This is a genomic window from uncultured Microbacterium sp. (assembly GCF_947489255.1).
In the GTDB taxonomy this organism is placed as follows: domain Bacteria; phylum Actinomycetota; class Actinomycetes; order Actinomycetales; family Microbacteriaceae; genus Microbacterium; species Microbacterium phycohabitans.
Genome location: NZ_CANLCY010000003.1, coordinates 463,425 through 482,275, shown reverse-complemented (window position 1 = coordinate 482,275; position 18,851 = coordinate 463,425). Strand labels below are relative to the sequence as shown.

Annotated in this window: 23 protein-coding genes and 1 tRNA gene; 17 read left to right on the top strand and 7 right to left on the bottom strand. The window is 70.3% G+C overall.

Going from position 1 to position 18,851, the window contains the following annotated elements; all coding sequences use genetic code 11:
- Window positions 1–3 precede the first annotated feature (3 nt).
- The 7 genes from Q0818_RS09615 to ugpC all read left to right on the top strand — a co-directional run bounded on the left by Q0818_RS09615 (window position 4) and on the right by ugpC (window position 7,787).
- Entirely contained in the window at window positions 4–723 is a 720-nt protein-coding gene (locus Q0818_RS09615) for a demethylmenaquinone methyltransferase (protein WP_298873923.1), read from the top strand.
- Between the two features lie 62 nt (window positions 724–785).
- Complete coding sequence (locus tag Q0818_RS09610; RefSeq protein ID WP_298873921.1) at window positions 786–1,847, top strand: polyprenyl synthetase family protein; 1,062 nt, start codon at window positions 786–788, stop codon at window positions 1,845–1,847.
- A 40-nt stretch (window positions 1,848–1,887) separates the two neighbouring features.
- Window positions 1,888–3,261 carry an FAD-dependent oxidoreductase gene (locus Q0818_RS09605; RefSeq protein WP_298873919.1) on the top strand — a complete coding sequence of 458 codons (1,374 nt, stop codon included), beginning with the start codon at window positions 1,888–1,890 and terminating at the stop codon, window positions 3,259–3,261.
- Window positions 3,262–3,428: 167 nt separating this feature from the next.
- Window positions 3,429–4,694 carry an extracellular solute-binding protein gene (locus Q0818_RS09600; RefSeq protein WP_298873917.1) on the top strand — a complete coding sequence of 422 codons (1,266 nt, stop codon included), beginning with the start codon at window positions 3,429–3,431 and terminating at the stop codon, window positions 4,692–4,694.
- Window positions 4,691–5,656, top strand: coding sequence for a carbohydrate ABC transporter permease (locus Q0818_RS09595; protein ID WP_298873915.1), 966 nt, complete (start codon window positions 4,691–4,693; stop codon window positions 5,654–5,656). The genes Q0818_RS09600 and Q0818_RS09595 overlap by 4 nt, the downstream gene beginning before the upstream one ends.
- Window positions 5,656–6,504, top strand: a complete 849-nt coding sequence (locus Q0818_RS09590) for a carbohydrate ABC transporter permease (protein ID WP_298873913.1) — start codon at window positions 5,656–5,658, stop codon at window positions 6,502–6,504. Before Q0818_RS09595 ends, Q0818_RS09590 begins: the two co-directional genes overlap by 1 nt.
- 14 nt (window positions 6,505–6,518) lie before the next feature.
- Window positions 6,519–7,787, top strand: a complete 1,269-nt coding sequence (gene ugpC, locus Q0818_RS09585) for a sn-glycerol-3-phosphate ABC transporter ATP-binding protein UgpC (RefSeq protein WP_298873911.1) — start codon at window positions 6,519–6,521, stop codon at window positions 7,785–7,787.
- A gap of 102 nt (window positions 7,788–7,889) precedes the next feature.
- Here ugpC and Q0818_RS09580 read toward each other — a convergent pair whose 3' ends face one another.
- A complete protein-coding gene (locus Q0818_RS09580; protein ID WP_298873909.1) occupies window positions 7,890–8,513 on the bottom strand; it encodes a DUF6518 family protein in 624 nt (207 codons plus the stop codon).
- A 95-nt stretch (window positions 8,514–8,608) separates the two neighbouring features.
- On the opposite strand from Q0818_RS09580, the gene Q0818_RS09575 reads away from it, so the two are divergent.
- The 4 genes from Q0818_RS09575 to Q0818_RS09560 are packed head-to-tail and all read left to right on the top strand — an operon-like array spanning window position 8,609 to window position 12,268.
- Window positions 8,609–9,571: an alpha/beta fold hydrolase gene (locus Q0818_RS09575; protein ID WP_298873907.1), complete on the top strand. Its 963-nt coding sequence runs from the start codon at window positions 8,609–8,611 to the stop codon at window positions 9,569–9,571.
- 20 nt (window positions 9,572–9,591) lie between these two features.
- Window positions 9,592–11,286 (top strand): AMP-binding protein, encoded by a 1,695-nt coding sequence (locus Q0818_RS09570; protein ID WP_298873905.1) that lies wholly within the window; start codon window positions 9,592–9,594, stop codon window positions 11,284–11,286.
- A gap of 50 nt (window positions 11,287–11,336) precedes the next feature.
- A complete protein-coding gene (locus Q0818_RS09565; protein ID WP_298873903.1) occupies window positions 11,337–11,477 on the top strand; it encodes a hypothetical protein in 141 nt (46 codons plus the stop codon).
- Window positions 11,478–11,485: 8 nt separating this feature from the next.
- Window positions 11,486–12,268: an SGNH/GDSL hydrolase family protein gene (locus Q0818_RS09560; protein WP_298873901.1), complete on the top strand. Its 783-nt coding sequence runs from the start codon at window positions 11,486–11,488 to the stop codon at window positions 12,266–12,268.
- A gap of 29 nt (window positions 12,269–12,297) precedes the next feature.
- On the opposite strand, the gene Q0818_RS09555 is transcribed toward Q0818_RS09560, so the two are convergent.
- Genes Q0818_RS09555 through Q0818_RS09545 form a run of 3 tightly spaced genes read right to left on the bottom strand, consistent with a single transcriptional unit; the run spans window position 12,298 to window position 13,584 of the window.
- The gene (locus tag Q0818_RS09555) at window positions 12,298–12,435 is read right to left on the bottom strand and encodes a hypothetical protein (RefSeq protein WP_167494239.1); all 138 of its coding nucleotides are present in this window, start codon (window positions 12,433–12,435) and stop codon (window positions 12,298–12,300) included.
- Window positions 12,432–13,073, bottom strand: coding sequence for a dihydrofolate reductase family protein (locus Q0818_RS09550; RefSeq protein WP_298873893.1), 642 nt, complete (start codon window positions 13,071–13,073; stop codon window positions 12,432–12,434). The genes Q0818_RS09555 and Q0818_RS09550 overlap by 4 nt, the downstream gene beginning before the upstream one ends.
- A gap of 22 nt (window positions 13,074–13,095) precedes the next feature.
- The gene (locus Q0818_RS09545) at window positions 13,096–13,584 is read right to left on the bottom strand and encodes a YajQ family cyclic di-GMP-binding protein (protein ID WP_076677322.1); all 489 of its coding nucleotides are present in this window, start codon (window positions 13,582–13,584) and stop codon (window positions 13,096–13,098) included.
- Window positions 13,585–13,689: 105 nt separating this feature from the next.
- Here Q0818_RS09545 and Q0818_RS09540 point away from each other — a divergent pair, with 105 nt between their 5' ends.
- The 4 genes from Q0818_RS09540 (at window position 13,690) to Q0818_RS09525 (ending at window position 15,768) form a co-directional block, all read left to right on the top strand.
- Window positions 13,690–14,169, top strand: coding sequence for a hypothetical protein (locus Q0818_RS09540; RefSeq protein WP_298873890.1), 480 nt, complete (start codon window positions 13,690–13,692; stop codon window positions 14,167–14,169).
- Window positions 14,170–14,215: 46 nt separating this feature from the next.
- Window positions 14,216–14,716 carry an FBP domain-containing protein gene (locus tag Q0818_RS09535; protein WP_298873888.1) on the top strand — a complete coding sequence of 167 codons (501 nt, stop codon included), beginning with the start codon at window positions 14,216–14,218 and terminating at the stop codon, window positions 14,714–14,716.
- A complete protein-coding gene (locus Q0818_RS09530; RefSeq protein ID WP_298873886.1) occupies window positions 14,713–15,594 on the top strand; it encodes a PfkB family carbohydrate kinase in 882 nt (293 codons plus the stop codon). The genes Q0818_RS09535 and Q0818_RS09530 overlap by 4 nt, the downstream gene beginning before the upstream one ends.
- Window positions 15,595–15,686: 92 nt before the next feature.
- Window positions 15,687–15,768, top strand: a tRNA-Tyr gene (locus tag Q0818_RS09525).
- Between the two features lie 78 nt (window positions 15,769–15,846).
- On the opposite strand, the gene Q0818_RS09520 is transcribed toward Q0818_RS09525, so the two are convergent.
- Entirely contained in the window at window positions 15,847–16,200 is a 354-nt protein-coding gene (locus Q0818_RS09520; protein WP_298873884.1) for a hypothetical protein, read from the bottom strand.
- A 105-nt stretch (window positions 16,201–16,305) separates the two neighbouring features.
- A complete protein-coding gene (locus Q0818_RS09515; RefSeq protein ID WP_298873882.1) occupies window positions 16,306–16,677 on the bottom strand; it encodes a hypothetical protein in 372 nt (123 codons plus the stop codon).
- Between the two features lie 147 nt (window positions 16,678–16,824).
- On the opposite strand from Q0818_RS09515, the gene Q0818_RS09510 reads away from it, so the two are divergent.
- Window positions 16,825–17,253 carry a MarR family transcriptional regulator gene (locus tag Q0818_RS09510; protein ID WP_298873880.1) on the top strand — a complete coding sequence of 143 codons (429 nt, stop codon included), beginning with the start codon at window positions 16,825–16,827 and terminating at the stop codon, window positions 17,251–17,253.
- Here the strand turns inward: Q0818_RS09510 and aztA are convergent.
- The gene (aztA, locus tag Q0818_RS09505) at window positions 17,225–17,938 is read right to left on the bottom strand and encodes a zinc ABC transporter ATP-binding protein AztA (RefSeq protein ID WP_298873878.1); all 714 of its coding nucleotides are present in this window, start codon (window positions 17,936–17,938) and stop codon (window positions 17,225–17,227) included. The genes Q0818_RS09510 and aztA overlap by 29 nt on opposite strands.
- 56 nt (window positions 17,939–17,994) lie before the next feature.
- Here aztA and aztB point away from each other — a divergent pair, with 56 nt between their 5' ends.
- Window positions 17,995–18,849 (top strand): zinc ABC transporter permease AztB, encoded by an 855-nt coding sequence (gene aztB / locus Q0818_RS09500; RefSeq protein WP_298873876.1) that lies wholly within the window; start codon window positions 17,995–17,997, stop codon window positions 18,847–18,849.
- Window positions 18,850–18,851: the final 2 nt, after the last annotated feature.

The window sequence follows — 18,851 nt, the reverse complement described above, 5'->3', positions numbered from 1 at the left end:
CGGGTGAGCAGCGACCCCAACCGCGCCGACCTCGGTAAAGACCCGCAGCGCGTCAGCGGCATGTTCGACCAGGTCGCCGCGGCCTACGACCGCACGAACTCCGTGCTCAGCCTCGGCAACGACCGCCTCTGGCGTGCCGCGACGCTGCGCGCGGTGGCGCCGAAGCAGGGCGAGCGCATCCTCGACCTCGCCGCCGGCACCGGCACGTCGTCGATGGCGTTCGTGCCGAGCGGCGCGCACGTCGTGGCCGCCGACTTCTCGCGCGGCATGATCGCCGAGGGGCGCCGTCGTCACGGAGACGTGCCGAACCTCGAGTTCGTCCAGGCGGATGCCACCGACCTCCCCTTCGCCGACGGCGAGTTCGACGCGGTGACGATGTCGTTCGGCCTGCGCAACGTCAACGACCCGCGTCGGGCGCTGCGCGAACTGCGTCGCGTGACCCGCCCCGGCGGACGCATCGTCGTGTGCGAGTTCTCGCATCCGCCGTCCCGCGCGTTCAACGGGCTCTACCGCTTCTACAACGACCGCGTCCTGCCGCTCGTGGCCAAGGCCGTGAGCAGCAACGCGGAGGCCTACGACTACCTCAACGAGTCGATCCGCGACTGGCCCGACCAGCCGACGCTCGCCCGCTGGATGCGGGATTCGGGATGGGATGACGTGGCGTACCGCAACCTGTCGTTCGGCATCGTCGCGTTGCACCGCGGCATCCGCCCGGCCTCGTAGACCCCTGTCAACCGTCGAGATACCCGCGGCGGCCCCCGGCCACGCCAGGATAGGCTGAAACCGTGACCCCGAGACCGTCTGCGGCCAGCACCCGCCTGTCGGGAAAGCTGGGCCTGAGCGACCGCATCTTCGCCGGGCTGCGTTCTCGCACCCTCCTCTCCACCGTCGAGGCGGGTCTCGCGCGCGTCGAGAGCGAGCTCGAGGGCGAGGTGCGAAGCGCCGACAAGCTCGCCGACGTGACCGCCCGCTACCTCTACGAGGCCGGTGGGAAGCGCGTGCGCCCCATGCTGGCGATCCTCACCGCGCAGCTCGGTCAGGGCACCACCAAGGAAGTCGTCGAGGTGGCCACGGCCCTCGAGCTGACCCACCTGGGCTCGCTATACCACGACGACGTCATGGACGGTGCCGACAAGCGCCGCGGGGTGCCGAGCGCGCAGACGGTGTGGGGCAACAACATCGCCATCCTCACCGGCGACCTGCTCTTCGCCCGCGCCAGCCAGCTCATGGCCCGACGCGGCGAACGCGCCATCCAGCTGCAGGCCGACACCTTCGAGCGCCTCGTGCTCGGGCAGATGCACGAGACCGTCGGGCCCCAGGAGGGCGACGAGCCCGTCGACTTCTACCTGCGCGTCCTCGCCGACAAGACCGGCTCGCTCATCGCCGCCGCGGCCCAGTCGGGGATCATCTACTCGGGAGCGCCCGAGGAGTTCGAGCAGCCTATGGTCGTCTTCGGTGAGAAGGCCGGCGTCGCGTTCCAGTTGCTCGACGACGTGATCGACCTCTCGCCCGACCCCTCCGAGACCGGCAAGGTCCCCGGCACCGACTTGCGCGCGGGGGTGCCCACCATGCCGTACCTGCTGCTCGGGCACCGCTCCGACGCGGCATCCGCCGACCTGCGCGCGCGCATCGACGAGGGTCAGGAGCGCATCGCCGCCGGAGCCGACCCGTCGATCCTCGACGGAGCGCTCGCCGAACTGCGCGACCACGAGACCACGCACGAGACCCTTCGCCTCGCGCACCAGTGGTCGCAAGAGGCGATCGACGCCCTCGCGCCGCTGCCCGACGGCGCCGTGCGCGAGGCGCTGACGCGCTTCGCCCGTGCCGTGGCCGACCGCTCGGCCTGACCACTTTCCACCACCCCCCGATCGCGATCGAGAGGAACCCATGACGAAGCTGCGCCTCGCCATCGTCGGAGCCGGCCCCGCCGGCATCTACGCGGCCGACATCCTGCTGAAAGCCGAGCGTCAGTTCGACGTGTCGATCGACCTCTTCGAGCAGCTGCCCGCGCCCTACGGCCTGGTCCGCTACGGCGTCGCCCCCGACCACCCGCGCATCAAGGGCGTCATCACGGCGCTGCGCGAGGTGCTCGACCGCGGCGACATCCGCATCTTCGGCAACGTGAACTTCGGCACCGACATCACGCTCGACGATCTGAAGCAGCACTACCACGCGGTCATCTTCGCCACCGGAGCGATCCGCGACGCCGACCTCGACGTCCCCGGCATCGACGCGCACGGCTCCTACGGCGCCGCCGACTTCGTCAGCTGGGTCGACGGCCACCCCGACGTGCCGCGCGAGTGGCCCCTCGAGGCCGAGTCGGTCGCCGTCATCGGCAACGGCAATGTGGCGCTCGACATCACGCGCATGCTCGCCAAGCACGCCGACGACCTGCTGCCGACCGAGGTTCCCGACAACGTCTACCAGGGGCTGAAGGCCTCGCCCGTGACCGACGTGCACGTGTTCGGTCGCCGCGGTCCGGCCCAGGTGAAGTTCACCCCGCTGGAGCTCCGCGAGCTCGGCGAGCTGCGCGACGTCGACATGGTCGTCTACGACGAGGACTTCGACTACGACGAGGCGTCGAAGGCCGCGATCGAGACGAACAAGCAGGTCAAGGTCATCGACCGCGTCCTGCAGCAGTGGCGCACGCGCCCCAGCGTCAACAACGCCGGGGGAGAGGCGTCGCGTCGCCTGCACCTGCACTTCTGGGCGAAGCCCCTCGAGGTCGTCACGGACGACGAGGGCCGCGTCGCCGCCATCCGCTACGAGCGCACGAAGCCCGATGCCGAGGCCGGTGTGGTGGGCACGGGCGAGATCCGCGAGATCCCGATCCAGGCCATCTACCGCGCCGTCGGCTACTTCGGCTCGCGGCTGAAGGACGTCCCCTTCGACGAGCGGCACGGCGTCATCCCCAACCACGAGGGTCAGGTCATCTCGGCCGACTCGAACTCGCGCGTCCCGGGTCTGTACGCCACCGGCTGGATCAAGCGCGGGCCCGTCGGCCTCATCGGACACACCAAGTCGGATGCCATGGAGACGGTGCGCCACCTGATCAACGACCAGGGCCAGTGGTGGCAGCCCGCCCACCCGGAGGAGGAGGCCATCCCAGCCCTGCTCGCCGAGCGCGGCGTGCGCTGGACCGACCTCGACGGCTGGCACCGTCTCGACGAGCACGAGATGGCCCTCGGTGCCCCGCACGAGCGGGCGCGCATCAAGGTCGTCCCCCGCGACGAGATGATCGCGATCTCGCGCGGCGAGTAAACCTCCCCTCGAACCGCCCCGTCTTCGGACGGGGCGGTTCGTCGTTCGCGCGACTACCACCCCGTCTGCGCCCCGGGCAAGCCTGAGGCGGCGGAAATCCTCCGCTCGGCAGGATGGACGCACGACGAGGGGGCCGTCAGAGCCCCGCACCGAGGCGAGGGGGCCGGATGCGAACGGTGAGACGAATCGTGGCCGGAGCCTCGGCCCTGGCCCTCGCGGGCACGCTCGGGGCCTGCGCGGCAGACGACGGGGTGCCGACCCTGACCTGGTACATCAACCCCGACGACGGCGGTCAGGCCGAGATCGCGGCATCCTGCACGGAGGCCGCGAACGGGGCGTACCGCATCGAGACCTCGCTGCTGCCGCGCGACGCGGCCTCGCAGCGCGAACAGCTCGCCCGGCGCCTCGCCGCCAGCGACCGCTCGCTCGACATCATGAGCCTCGACCCGCCCTTCATCCCCGAGCTCGCCGAGCCCGGCTTCCTCGCGCCGGTGCCCGCCGACCTGCAGAACACCGACGGAGTCGTGCAGGGCGCGGTGCAGTCGGCGAGCTGGAACGGCGAGCTCGTGACCGTGCCCTTCTGGGCCAACACGCAGCTGCTCTGGTACCGCAAGTCGGTCGCCGAGGCCGCGGGTCTCGACATGACCCAGCCGGTCACGTGGGACCAGATCATCCAGGCCGCCCAGGACCAGAACAAGCAGCTCGGCGTGCAGGGCGCGCTCGCCGAGTCGCTCACGGTGTGGATCAACGCGCTCGTCGCCTCGGGCGGCGGGAAGATCCTCGAGAACCCCGAGGCGAAGCCCGACGAGATGCAGCTCGGGCTCGAATCCGACGCGGGCAAGAAGGCCGCCGAGATCATCGGGCGCATCGGCTCGTCGGGACTCGGCGGCGCGGGGCTTCCGACCGCCGACGAGAACGCGAGCATGAACCTCTTCCAGGGCGACAACGGCTCGTTCATGGTCAACTGGCCCTTCGTCTACCCCGCCATGCAGGCCGCAGCCCCCGAGGTCGTCGACGACCTCGGCTGGGCGGTGTACCCCCGCGTGGATGCCGAGACCCCGGCCGCTCCGCCGGTGGGCGGGATCAACCTCGGCGTCGGGGCCTACAGCGAGAACGTCGACCTCGCCTGGCAGGCGGTGGCGTGCATCGTGAGCCCCGAGAACCAGGCGCAGTACTTCGTCACCAACGGCAACCCGCCGTCCAACCTCGCCGCATACGACGACGCCGAGGTGAACGAGAAGTTCCCGATGGCCTCGACCATCGCGGAGTCGTTGCAGCTGGGCGCCCCGCGACCTCAGACGCCGTACTACAACGAGATCTCCATCGGTCTGCAGCGCACGTGGCATCCGCCGAACGCGGTGAGCCCCGACTCGACGCCGCAGTCCTCGACCGACTTCATCCTCGCGGTGCTCAGAGGGGAGCGACTGCTGTGACCGACACGACCGGCACCCGCGCCGAACGGCGCGCGGACCCGCCCGCCCCGACGAAGAAACGGCGCTCCGATCGGGCGCGGGCCGAGGCGCGGCTGGGGTGGATGCTCGCGGGTCCCGCGTTCGGCATCATGCTGCTGGTCACCCTGTACCCGATCGTGCAGGCCCTGTGGGACTCCCTGTTCAGCCTGCGCCTGACCGCGCCCGACGACCGCGAGTTCATCTGGTTCCGCAACTACCAGGTGATCCTTGGCGACCCGGCGTTCTGGCAGTCGATGGGGGTGACGCTGTTCATCACGGTCGTGACGGTGCTGCTCGAACTGATCATCGGCTTCGGTTTCGCTCTCGTCATGCACCGGGCCATCAAGAAGCTCCGCGGCTTCGCCCGCACGGCGATCCTCGTGCCCTACGGCATCATCACCGTCGTGTCGGCCTTCGCGTTCTTCTACGCGTTCGACATCAACTCCGGCGGATACGTCAACAGCTGGCTGTCGTGGATCCCCGGGTTCGACGAGAACCTCAACTGGTTCGCCTACCAGGGCACGTCGCTGACGGTCATCATCCTCAGCGAGGTGTGGAAGACGACCCCCTTCATCTCCCTCCTGCTGCTGTCGGGGCTGGCGCAGGTGCCGGGCGATCTCGAGGAGGCCGCCAAGGTCGACGGAGCGACGTCGTGGGAGGTGCTGCGCCGCGTCATCCTGCCGAACATGAAGGCCGCGATCATGGTCGCGGTGCTGTTCCGCACGCTCGAGGCGTTCCGCATCTTCGACAACATCTTCATCATGACCGCCGGTGCCAACGACACCGAGGCGCTGTCGCTGCTGGCGTACAACACCTCGATCGGTCGGCTCGAGATCGGGCTCGGATCGGCGATCTCGGTGCTGCTGTTCGTCAGCGTGCTGATCATCGCCGGCATCTTCATCAAGGGCTTCAAGGTGGACCTTTCCGCAGGGAGGAATGGCTGATGCGCGCAATGACCTGGCCCCAGCGGATCACGTGGCTCGTGATCATCGCCCTCGTGCTGGTGTGGTCGCTCTTCCCGGTGTTCTCGATCCTCATGACGTCGTTCAAGACGCAAGCCGGACTCTTCTCGGGGACGCTGCTGCCCACCGAGTGGACGCTCGACAACTACGCCACGATCCTCGCCCCGGGCGGCAGCGCGCAGGATCTCTTCCTGCCGGCCCTGCGCAACTCGATCGGCATCTCCCTCATCGCGACCTTCATCGCGGTGGTGCTGGCCACGCTCTGCGCCTACGCGATCGCGCGGCTGGACTTTCCCGGCAAGCGCATCATCCTCACCACGGCGCTCGCGGTGTCGGTGTTCCCGATCGTCTCGATCGTCACGCCGCTGTTCAACCTGTGGCGCGTCGTCGGCCTCTACGACACCTGGCTCGGGCTGATCATCCCGTACCTCTCGCTCACCCTGCCGATCTCGATCTGGACCCTCGCGGCCTTCTTCCGCCAGATCCCGTGGGAACTCGAGCAGGCGGCGCAGGTCGACGGGGCCACCCCCTTCGAGGCGTTCCGCAAGACCGTGGTGCCGCTCGCGGCCCCCGGGGTGTTCACCACCGCGATCATCGCGTTCTTCATCGCGTGGAACGACTTCGTCTACGGCATCTCGCTCACCTCCACGGATGCCGCCCGCCCGGTGCCCGCGGCCCTGTCGTTCTTCACGGGCGCCTCGCAGTTCGAGGAACCCACCGGCGCCATCTCGGCCGCCGCCATCGTGGTGACCATCCCCATCGTCATCGTCGTCGTCATCTTCCAGCGTCGGATCGTGTCGGGTCTCACCCAGGGCGCGGTCAAGGGTTAAAGGAGCAGCACCTCATGGCATCCATCACTCTGAACAGAATCGTCAAGACATACGACGACGGCTTCACCGCGGTCAAGGGCGTCGATCTCGACATCGCGGACGGCGAGTTCGTGATCCTCGTCGGTCCCTCGGGCTGCGGCAAGTCGACACTGTTGCGCATGATCGTGGGACTCGAGGACATCTCCGACGGCGAGCTGCGGATCGGCGACGAGGTCGTCAACGACAAGGCGCCGAAGGACCGCAACCTCGCGATGGTGTTCCAGAACTACGCGCTGTACCCGCACCTGACCGTGTACGAGAACATCGCGTTCCCGATGCGGCTGAAGTCGAGCGACCTCGACGACAAAGAGATCGACGAGCGCGTGCGCCGGGCGTCGAAGCTGCTGGAGCTCGACGAGCACCTCGAGCGCAAGCCCGCGAACCTCTCGGGCGGCCAGCGCCAGCGCGTGGCGATGGGCCGTGCGATCGTGCGCAACGCGAGCGCGTTCCTCTTCGACGAGCCGTTGTCGAACCTCGACGCGAAGCTGCGCGGCCAGATGCGCACCGAGATCGCGCGCCTGCAGCGCTCGCTCGGCATCACGACCGTCTACGTCACGCACGACCAGACCGAGGCGATGACGCTCGGCGATCGCGTCGCGGTGCTGCGCCGCGGAGAGCTGCAGCAGGTCGCGAGCCCGCGGGGGCTGTACGACCAGCCGGTGAACCTCTTCGTCGCCGGCTTCATCGGCTCTCCGCCCATGAACTTCCTCAGCGGAACCGTCGACGGCGACACCCTGCGTCTGCCCTTCGCCGACGTTCCGCTCGACGACCGGCTGCGGGCCGCCGTCGAGGGACGCGACCTGGTCATCGTGGGGGTGCGTCCCGACGCCTTCGAAGACGCGGATGCCACGGAGCGCGATCTGACCGGCGGCATCACGACCGAGCTCGACATCGAGATGACCGAGTGGCTCGGCGAGGTGCTCTACGCCTACGTGCCGTACGAGACCGACGCGACGGTGAAGGAGAAGCTGTCCGAGCTCGACCGCGACCTCGACGGGGAGAGCCTGCGCACCGAGCTCGTCGTGGCCTTGGATGCCATGAGCTCCATCCGCGCCGGAGACGCCGCGCGCCTGTGGTTCTCGCCCGACGCGCTGCACCTGTTCGATCCCGAGACGGGCGTGAACCTCACGCGCGACGAGGCGAAGGCCGAGAAGCTCGAGGAGGACGCCCGTGCCGCGCGGAAGCGTGCGCTGGAGCGGGCGAAGCAGCGCGCGGAGCGCGAGGGGGCGTCGGCGGCGCGCTGACCGGTGCTTCGGCGCCGCTCCGCGCCGAACTCCGCAGGTCCGGGCGATTCGAGCGCCGGGACCGCCCGTCGAGGGGTCGGCTTCTTCGGAGGAGCACTCGGCTCAGCCGGCAGAGCCGAGCCGGCCCAGCCAGAGGGAGAACGCGACGAACGCCGCCGCGCCGCCGAGCGCGAGGAGAGCCCCGAGCACTCCGGGTGCGACGCGGGGGCGCGCGGCCACGACGGTGGCAACCACCAGTGCGCCCCCGACCCCCATCTGCAGGATCCAGTACACGGGGCTCGTCGTCGCCGCCACGACCGTCAGTCCGTATGCCCCTTCGCCGATCAGCACCGCCGCGACGGGCGCGGCCGCGAACGGCTTCCACGAGCCGGGACCTCCGCGCACGAGCGAGGCGGACAGGCCGACCACGGGGCCGGCGAAGAGCCCGATGATCGTGAACGTGTCTTGGAACGGTTCGGCGTAGTAAAAGCCGCGCCAGCCCGAGACGATCCGGTAGCCCTCGACGAGCAGCACGAACGACACGACGCCGAGAGCCGCGGCGAGCGGGGGCCGCGCCCGCGTCAGCCAGACGAGGCCGAACGCGAGGATCGTCCACCCACCTGCCGAGTTGGCGAACGACGCGAGGGCGTCCGGGAGCACGGTCTGGCCGAAGCTCGTCAGTCCGCCGAGGGCGAGCGAGGCGGCGGCGACGGACAGGACGGGAACGAGCCAGAGTCGGGGGTGCACGTTCCCACGCTAGGAACGCCCGTGCGCGGGCGCGTCGGCCGCGGGTGGGCATCGCGTCATCCTCGAGAGGGATATCGCCGTCGTAGGCTGAGGCGATGGGGGAGTGGCATCCGGACATCCTCGGCGAAGGCTTCGAGCAGCAGACGCTGCCGCTCGGAACAGACACCGAGGGCGAGGTCGTCGCCACGCTGGTGCGCGCGAGGCCGCACCCCGGCGCGCGCCTGTTCGGCGAGTGGCGCGACATCGACGTGCTGTACGTGCACGGCTGGTCGGACTACTTCTTCCAGACGGATCTCGCTCGCTTCTTCATCGATCGCGGCGCGCGTTTCCACGCCCTCGACCTCCGCAAGTACGGTCGCAGTCTCCGCCCCGGCCAGACGCCGGGGTACACGGTGTCGCTCGACGTGTACGACGCCGACATCGCCGCCGCCCTGGATGCCATGGGCACCGCGCGCGAGGGACGACGCCTCGTGCTGCTCGGGCACAGCACCGGCGGCCTCACGCTCACCCTGTGGGCGGCGCGGCATCCCGGGGTCGCCGACCTGCTCGTGCTGAACAGCCCCTGGCTCGAGTTGCAGCTCGGGCCCCTGGGGCGTCAGGCGCTCGCCCCCATCGTCAACGTCCGCGCCCGTCTCGATCCGCTGGGCACCCATCCGGTGGTCGACCTGGGGTTCTACACGCGCGCCCAGCGCGAGCTCGGAACGCTTCCCGACAGCCCCGACGAGTGGCGTCCGGCGCAGGGCTTCCCGACCCACCCCGGGTGGCTCGCGGCGATCATCGCGGGGCACGCGCGGGTGGCATCCGGGGTCGACGTGGGGTGTCCCGCCCTCGTCCTGCTCTCGCGGCGGTCCACCCCGGCGCTCACGTGGAACGACACGATGCTCGCGAGCGACTCGGTGCTCGTCGTCGACGACATCGCGCGCGCGGCGACGCGCATCTCGGCGACCGTCACGATCGCCCGCATCGACGGGGCGCTGCACGACGTGTTCCTGTCGGCACCGCGGGCTCGCGACGCGGCCTTCGCGGCGCTCGCGGCGGGGGTGACGGGTTTAGCGTAGAACGCGATCGAAGGAGCACCATGATCCCCACCGCGTCCGCGACCGAACGTTACCGCGCCGCCCGAGACGAACTCCTCGCCGCCCGCACCGACGCGGCGCGCGCGGCCGCCTTCGCGTGGCCCCGCTTCGACGGGCCGTTCAACTGGGCGATCGACTGGTTCGACCCGATGGCGCGCGGAAACGACGCGACGGCGCTCATCGTCGTCGACGACGACGAGACGCACCACGAGCGCACCTTCGACGAGCTCGCGCGCCGTTCCGACCAGGTGGCCGCCTGGATGTCGTCGCGCGGTGTCGAGCGCGGCGATGCCGTGCTGCTGATGCTGAACAACCAGGTCGAGCTCTGGGAGGCGATGCTCGCCATCATGAAGCTCGGCGGGGTCATCGCCCCGACGACGACCGCCCTCGGGCGCGTCGACCTGTCCGACCGCATCGAGCGCGCCGACATCCGCCACGTCGTGGTCGGCGCGGCCGACGCCGACAAGTTCGACGACCTGCCCGAGGGACTCGGGCGCATCGTGGTCGGCGGAACGCACCCGGGGTGGGCGTCGTACGACGACGCGTTCCTCGTGGATGCCGAGCCGGCACGGCACCCGGGGAGCACCGCCGACGAGCGTCTGCTGCTGTACTTCACCTCGGGGACGACGTCGAAGCCGAAGCTCGTCGAGCACACGCACTCCTCCTACCCGGTCGGGCACCTGAGCACCATGTACTGGCTGGGCCTGCAGCCCGGAGACGTGCACCTCGCCATCAGCTCGCCGGGCTGGGCGAAGCACGCGTGGAGCCTGTTCTTCGCCCCGTGGATCGCCGGGGCGACCGTTCTTGCTCTGAACTACTCGCGGTTCTCGGCCGAGCGTCTGCTGGCCGAGCTGGAGAACGACCGCGTCACCACCTTCTGCGCCCCGCCGACCGTGTGGCGCATGCTCATCCAGGCCGATCTGACGGGGCGCCGCGGCGCGCTGCGCGAGGTCGTGTCGGCGGGGGAGCCGCTGAACCCGGAGGTCATCGCCTCGGTGCAGCGCGCGTGGGGCCTCGACATCCGCGACGGGTACGGGCAGACCGAGATGACCGCGGTCGTGGCGAACACCCCCGGCGCCCAGCTCGTTCCGGGGTCGATGGGGCGTCCCCTCCCCGGGTGCCCGGTCGTGCTCGTCGATCCCCTCACGGGAGAGCGCGCCGACGAGGGCGAGATCTGCATCGACCTGGCCGAGCGGCCGGTCAACCTCATGACCGGCTACGTGGGGGATGCCGATCGCAACGCCGAGGCGTTCGCCGACGGGCTCTTCCACACCGGCGACGTGGCCCGGCGCGACGAGACCGGCAGCATCACCTACATCGGGCGCACCGATGACGTGTTCAAGGCCTCGGACTACAAGATCAGCCCGTTCGAGCTCGAGAGCGTGCTCATCGAGCACCCGGCCGTCGTCGAGGCCGCCGTGGTCCCGGCACCCGACGATCTGCGTCTGGCGGTGCCCAAGGCCTACATCGCGCTCGCCGGGGGCCACGACGAGGGCGAAGAGCTGGCCCTCGACATCCTGCGGTTCGCACGCGAGCGGCTCGCCCCGTTCCAGCGGGTGCGGCGCGTGGAGTTCTTCGAGCTGCCCAAGACCATCTCGGGGAAGATCCGCCGCGTCGAGTTGCGCCAGCGCGAGGAGGCCGTCTTCCGTGGTGAGGTCACGTGCGTGGAGTGGCGCGACGACACGCTTCGGGGCTGATCCGCCGCAACCCCTCGCGCGGCGGGCCGCCGTCGTGTGAGCATCGGAAGATGGACCACGAGAAGAAGCAGCCCTTCGAGAACCCCACCGTCGACGACGAGAGCGACATGCCCTCGCGCCAGGAGGAACGCAACGTCGGTCGCGACACGGAGCGCGAGATCACCCAGATGATCAACGGCATCGAGGGCTGAGCTCCTCCTTGCGTCCCCGAGCCGCCTGGGCCGTCGCGATCGGCGTCGTCGTGGTCGCGGGTGTGGTCGGCGTCGCCGCGGTCATGGTGACCGGAGCGGGGGAGTCTCCCACCGCCGCACCGGCGGCATCCGGCTCCGCACGACCGACCGATGCGACGAGTCCCCCGCGCACGCCGAGGGCCTCGCCGACACCGACCCCGACACCCACGCCCACCGCGCGGCCGGGGACCGTACTCGTCGACCGGAAAGACGACGACGGCGTCCGGATGCTCGTCGCCGGGGACTCCCTGAGCGCCGGCTTCTTCGCCACCACGAAGGACCAGGGGTTCATCCGCCTGGTCGCCGACGGGATCGGCTCGGTCGACGTCACGGGCGCCGCTCAAGCTCAGCAGACGCTCTCGACGGTCGCCGCCGTGACGGACGTCCCGTCCGACGTCGGCGTCGCGGTCGTCGAGCTCGGCACCAACGACGTCGGCGTGCCCACCCCTCTCCCCGACTTCGAGCAGCAGTACGCGGCGCTGCTGGAGCGCATCCGCTCGACCTCGCCGCGCGCGGGGCTCGTGTGCCTGGGCACCTGGACCGCCGACGGCGCGTCGTACGACGAGGTGATCGCGCGTACCTGCGGAGCGCGGGGAGGCGTGTACGTCGCGCTCGCGGACGCCTTCGCGAACCCCGACCTCCACGGGCCCGCGGGCCGGGAGACGTTCGCCGGCGCCGGCGACGAGTTCCACCCCAACGACGCGGGTCACCGGGCGATCGCGGATGCCGTGCTCTCGGCGTTGACGTATTGACGCGCGCCCTCAGGGTCGAGGGCGAGTCGTCACACCGGCTCGGTCGTGCGGATGAGGCCGCAGTTCACGCACGACCAGGCGACGAGGAAGCGCTCGTCGTCGAGGATCTCGAAGCGCAGCGGGTCGCCGCACGTCGGGCACGTGAGGGGGTCGAGCGGCCGGCTCATCGGGCGAAGGTCACGTGGACCACACCGCTCTCCGCGACCTCGGAGGTGACGGTGTAGCCGGTGTCGAGGCCGGGGAGGTCATCCCACAGGCGACCGCCGCGGCCCAGGACGACGGGACGCACCGCCACGTGCAGGCGGTCGACGAGACCGGCGGCCAAGGCGGTGCGAACGGTGGACAGCCCGCCGCCCACGCGCACGTCGGCGCCGTCGGCGAGATCGCTCGCGCGGGCCACGGCATCCGTGATGCTCTCCGACGAGAACTCGAAGCGGGTGCCGTTGGCGAAGGCGATCGGCTCGCGCGGCCGGTGGGTCAGCACGATGACGGGCACGCGGAAGGGCGGCTCGTCGCCCCACCACCCGCGCCACTCGGGGTCGTCGGGGAAGGAGTGGAGGCCGAACATCGCCGCCCCCATGACCTCCGCGCCGACGCCCTCGAAGTACGCCGCCGCGTAGCGGTCGTCGATCCCGGTCGTTCCGGCGCCGGAGGTGTCGCCGAACACACGCGTGCGGAACGTGCGCGTGGCCATGTAGTCCTCGACGAGCCGGCCCCAGTCCGCGCCCATGGGGTTCTCGGGCGTCGGATCCGCGGGCGCGGCGACCCCGTCGAGGGAGATGTTCAGATCGACGCGGACGGCCACGGCGTGCTCCCTGGGGGTTCGATCAGCGGTAGTTCGTGAACTGCAGATCGACGTCGAGGTCTGCGGCCTTCAGCAGGCGCTGCACCTCCTGCAGGTCGTCGCGCGACTTGGACTGCACGCGGAGCTCGTCGCCCTGGATCTGCGACTTCACGCCCTTGGGGCCCTCGTCGCGGATGATCTTGCCGATCTTCTTCGCGTTCTCCTGCGAGATGCCCTCCTTCAGCGTGGAGGTGATGCGGTACTCCTTGCCGCTCTGCACCGGCTCGCCGCTCTCGAGGCTCTTCAGCGAGATGCCGCGCTTGATGAGTTTGGTCTGGAAGACGTCGAGCACGGCGTTCGCTCGCTCCTCCGAGTTCGCCTTGATGACGATCGACTCGCCGCTCCACGCGATGGAGGCGTCGGTGCCCTTGAAGTCGTAGCGCTGCTCGACCTCTTTGTGCGCCTGGTTGAGGGCGTTGTCGGCTTCCTGCCGGTCGATCTTGGAGACGATGTCAAACGATGAGTCAGCCATGATCCAAAGGTACCGGGGCTCGCGGCCGGCGTCCCGGGGGTGGACGTCGTGTCCTCTTCGCGCACGAGCATCGACAGCTCGCGCCGTCCCGCCTAGCGTCGACGGATGGCCGTGCGCAGAAAGCCCCTCGTCCTGACCGTGCTCGCCGCTGCGGTGATCGTGACCGCGGGGTGCTCTCCCGACGCCGAGCCCCGGACGGTTCCCCCGGCGACCGCGACCCCCGCGCCGGCGGCCGAGAGCCCGGTCCCGTACGCGGTACCCTCCGCGGGGCCGGACGAGATCGCCCGCGCCGTCTTCGAGGTCGTCGACGGCGTCGACACCACCGATTCGGTGCTCTCCGACGCCTTCGACGCCGACGATTCGCTCACGGTGGAGGGGCAGTGCGAGGGAGGGGAGTGGATGACCTACGCGCTGCGGGACTCCCGGCCGGAGGGCGACGGCGCGATCCTGACCTCCGGGAGGTTCCGATGCGACTCATCCGCTCCGCAGGGCAACACGTACGGCGTCGGACTCTCGGGCACGGTGCAGGTGGTGCTGACCGTCGACTCCGGCACCGAGCGCGCCTGGGTGACCGTGAAGAAGTGACACGGGCCCGCGCCACGCTCCGTCTGCGCTCGTAGACTCGGATGCCATGCGAGCACTCACCGAAGACGAGGTCAGGGGCGCGTTCGTCAACGCCACCCCCGACGAGCTGCGGATCATCGCCCTGCCCCACGATTTCCTCCTGGCGGACTGGGACCACCTCGACTTCCTCGCGTGGCGCGATCCCCGCACTCGCGGGCGCGGTTACGTGCTGACGGAGCACGACGGCGAGCCGACGGCCGTGGTGCTGCGCGCCGCCGAAGGCCAGTCGCGGGCCCGGTCGGCGATGTGCAACCTCTGCCACACGATGCAGCCCGGCGACCAGGTGTCGTTGTTCACGGCGCGCAAGGCCGGAGAGGCGGGGGAGCACGGCGACACCGTCGGCACGTACATCTGCGCCGACCTGTCGTGCCACGAGACGGTGCGCCTCGCGGCCCCGCTCGCCCCCAGCGAGATTCGCGCGAGCGTCGACCGCAAGATCGACGGCACCAAACGGCGTACCGAGGAGTTCGTCTCTCGCGTGCTCGACGCCGCGGGGGTGTCACGGTGACCGGACGCGTGGTCGTGATCGGCGACGCCCTCATCGACGAACTGCGCGACGAGACGGGCGTTCGCGAGTTCGTCGGCGGCGCCGGACTGAACGTGGCCGTGGGGCTGTCACGGCTCGGGGTGCCGGCATCCCTCATCGCCATGGTCGGAGACGACGAGGCGGGAGAGCAGATCCGCCGCTACCTCGAGGAATACGACGTCGAGCTGCTGGCGAGCCCGTCGGCGCACGGCACCTCGCGCGCGGTCAGCACGCGATCGCCGGGCGGGGAGCCCGAGTACGTCTTCAACGAGGCCGCCCAGAACCGTCGCGTGGCGTACGGCGAGGCCGAACGCGCGGCGATCGCCGCGGCTCCCATGGTCGTCGTCAGCTGCTTCCCTTTCGACGATCGCGAGCAGACCGATCTCCTCGTGGATGCCACGGCCTCCGCCTCCACGCCCCTCGCGATCGACCCGAATCCGCGCAGCGGCATGCTGCACGACCGCGCCGAGTTCGTCCGCGGCTTCGAGAAGGCGGCATCCGCGGCGCTGCTCGTGAAGGTCGGAGAGGACGACGCGCACCTGCTCTACGACGCGCCGTTGGAGCAGCTTCGCGAGAAGCTCGTCGACCTCGGCGTCGACGCGGTGCTGGCCACCTACGGTGCCGGAGGAGCGGCGATCGACGCGGGCGGCATCTCGGTCTCGCGCGCCATCTCCGATCTGCCGGGCCGGATCGTCGACACGATGGGCGGGGGCGATGCCGTGCTCGCCACGACCGCAGCCCTCGTGCGCCAGGGCTTGCCGGCGACGGCGGAGGAGTGGGATGCCGTGCTCTCGCGCGCCATGGATGTGGCGGCCGCGACCTGCCGGCACGAGGGAGCGCTGCTGCGCACGCCCGAGTGAGGGCGCGGCGTGGTTTGAGGCACCCCTCCGGGGATAGTAGAGTGGTTTCTCGCGCCTCTGGTCGACTGCGAAAGCCGGGCGGGTGCGCATCTGGCGAGTTACCCAAGCGGCCAAAGGGATCTGACTGTAAATCAGACTGCATTGCATTCGGGGGTTCGAATCCCTCACTCGCCACCCAAAGAGAAAACCCCTCCTCGCGGAGGGGTTTTTCTTTTGCCGGGCGGCCTGCCCACGGGGCGCGACCGCGCGGGGTCAGCAGGCGGCGAGCAGGGCCTTCGACTTCGTCTCGAGGAAGGCGACGAACGCGCCGAGCACGTTGACCTCGTTGCCGAGGGTCACCAGTTCGACGGCGCCGAGCTCGATGGTGGCGTCGCGCGCCTCCATCGTCGCCTTCCAGCTTCCGTCGCCCCCGGCGATCGGCTGCAGGTAGGTGATGGTCTTGGCGTTGCTGAGGTCGACGACGATCAGTCCGATGTCGGCGTCGGGATCGGCGTCGTCATCCTGCTCGAGCACGCGCATGTCGCTGCCCGTGAGGTAGCCGAGATCGCGGAACTCCGTCAGCCACGCCTCGAGCAGAGCCATATCGAGCAGCTTGCGTACCGGCATCCGTCACCTCGATTCACGCGCATGAATGTCACACGCCCCCCACATTATGGAGGGCGTGAGGGGCGGGTGGTCGCGGGCGGTGAAGCGTGGTATCAGGCGGCGGTATCAGGCGGCGCGCACCGCGCGACCGGACGCGTGTCGAGCGGGCTGCGACGGAGTGCGCGAGGCCTCTTCGGCTGCTTCCCAGGTGCGGGTGTCGACCACGAGGCCGGATGCGGCGTTCGCCTGATCGGCGAGGGCGCGGAGGTAGTCGCCGACGAGCTGCTCGGGCTCGGGCGATTCGAAGACGAAGCGCAGGGGGATGGCGGGCTGGAGCCAGATGGTCGAGCGGCCGCTCTCCTCGTCAGTCCCGGTCCAGGTCAGGGTGAAAGACTCCCCGCGACGCAGCTTCGTCGACGTGATCACCTTGATGTAGCCCATCAGGCGATCGGGGAGGGAGATGGGGGCCGTGTCGGAACCGTAGAACAGCGTTGCCATGATGATCTCCTTCGTCGAGAGGTCGGACGTGATTGATCTTCAAGGTAGCACGTATTTCACAAATTTAATTATCTTCGTGAAATACTCGGTTCTCTCATTAGACTGGGCCCCAGCGATCGGCCGGATCGCGCCGAGAGGGGGTGTGCCGTGTCTCTCCCCTCTGCCCTGCTCGCAGCGCTCGACGATTACGTCGCGGCGCGCGACGAGGCCATCGCCCAGGCCCGCCGTGACCTGAACGTGAGCGAGCTCGAGGCGTCGGCGCTCTCGCGGATCGCCGACGAACCCGGCATCCGCCCCTCCAATCTGCGCGCGCACCTCGGGGTCACCGCCGCCGGCGTCACGACGCTCGTCGACCGCCTGATCGGCCGCGGCCTGCTGCGTCGAGAGCTCGACGAAGACGATCGGCGCGTCAACCACATCCACCTCGAGATCGACCTCGACACCGAGCCCTGGGTGGCCCTGCGGCGGTTCCCGCGCGAGGTCGAAGAGGCCGTCCGTTCGGAGCCCGCCGAGGTCGCGACGGCCGCGGCCGAGGTGCTCGTGCGCATCACCGAGCGCGTTCGCGCTCGCCGCTGACGCCTTCCGCGCCGCTGCGCGCGACGCGATCCGCGCCGCTGAGGACGATGCGCCCGCCGTCGAGGTCGACGATCCGATCCGCCGCGGCGATGAGCCGCTCGTCGTGACTGACGCACACCACCGTGGCCCCGCGCTCGATCTCGTGGGCGATGGCCGCGCGATTGCGCTCGGCGCTGGCGGCGTCGAGGCCGGTCGTGGGCTCGTCGAGCAGGAGCACGTCGGCGCCGCGGGCGAGTCCCTGGGCGAGAAGGGTTCGTTGTCGCTGTCCGCCCGACAGGATGCCGAACGGGCGTCGCGCGAGATCCGCCACGTCGAGGCGGCGCAGGGCGTCGTCGATGGCGGTGCGATCGGCGGGGCCGAGGGGGCGGAAGGGCCCCGCCCGTCCCCATGCGCCGATCGCGACGACGTCGCGGACGGTCAGGGGCAGGTGTTCGCTCACCGCTGCGCGCTGAGGGACGAACGAGCGCGAGAGCCCGTGGGCGTCGACGCTGCCGGATGACGGCTCCCGGGCCCCCGCCAGGGTCTCGAGCAGCGTCGACTTGCCCGCGCCGTTGGGCCCGACGATCACCGTGAGGGCGCCGCGGGTCACGACCAGGTCCACCCCGTCGAGCGCTGTCGCGTCGCCGAAGGTCACGCGGAGGGCGTGGGCTGTGAGGGCGGCGACGGGTGAAGGAGGGGGAGGCACGGCATCCACTATACGAGTTTGAGAATCGTTATCACTTAACGCTACGGTCGGACACCGTGTCCTGGCTCACCGATCCCTTCTCCGTCGACTTCGTGCTGCGCGCGCTGTGCGGCGGCGTGCTCGTGGCGGTGCTGTGCGCGGTGGCGGGGACCTGGGTGATCGTGCGTGGGATGGCGTTCCTCGGCGAGGCGCTGGCCCACGGGATGCTCCCCGGTGTCGCCCTCGCGACCGTCGCGGGCGTGCCCGTGCTCTTCGGCGCGGCCGCGAGCGCGATCGTGATGAGCCTCGGGATCGGTGCGCTCCAGCGCCGCGCGAAGCTGTCGTACGACACGAGCATCGGACTGTTGTTCGTCGGCATGCTCGCCCTCGGCGTGATCGTCATCTCGCACGCGGGGAGCTTCGCGACGGATGCCACGGCGATCCTGTTCGGCGACATCCTGGCGGTCGGAACCGACGACCTCGTCGTGCTCGCGATCGCGGCGGCGATCGGGGTGGGCACCGCGGCGGTCGCGCATCGCGCGCTCGTCGCGGCCGCCGTGGACGAACGTGTCGCGACGGTGCTCGGACTCCGGCCCCGGGTCGCGCAGACGGTGCTCGTGGGCCTGGTCACCCTCGCTGTCGTCGCGTCGTACCAGGCGGTCGGCTCGCTGCTGGTGGTGGGCCTGCTCGTGGCCCCCGCGGTGGCGGCGCGGCAGTGGACCGCCCGCATCCCGTCGACGATGCTGCTCGCCGCCGTCGTGGGCTCCGCCGCCGTCGCCGTGGGCCTGCTCGTCTCCTGGCACGCGGCCACCGCCGCCGGCGCCACCATCGCCGCCACCGCGATTGCCGGTGCCGGGGTGTCCTGGGCTCTGCGCGCGTCGATCGACGCCGCCCGCCGCCGCGTGGCATCCCCCGTTCCCGTTCCCCTCTGACA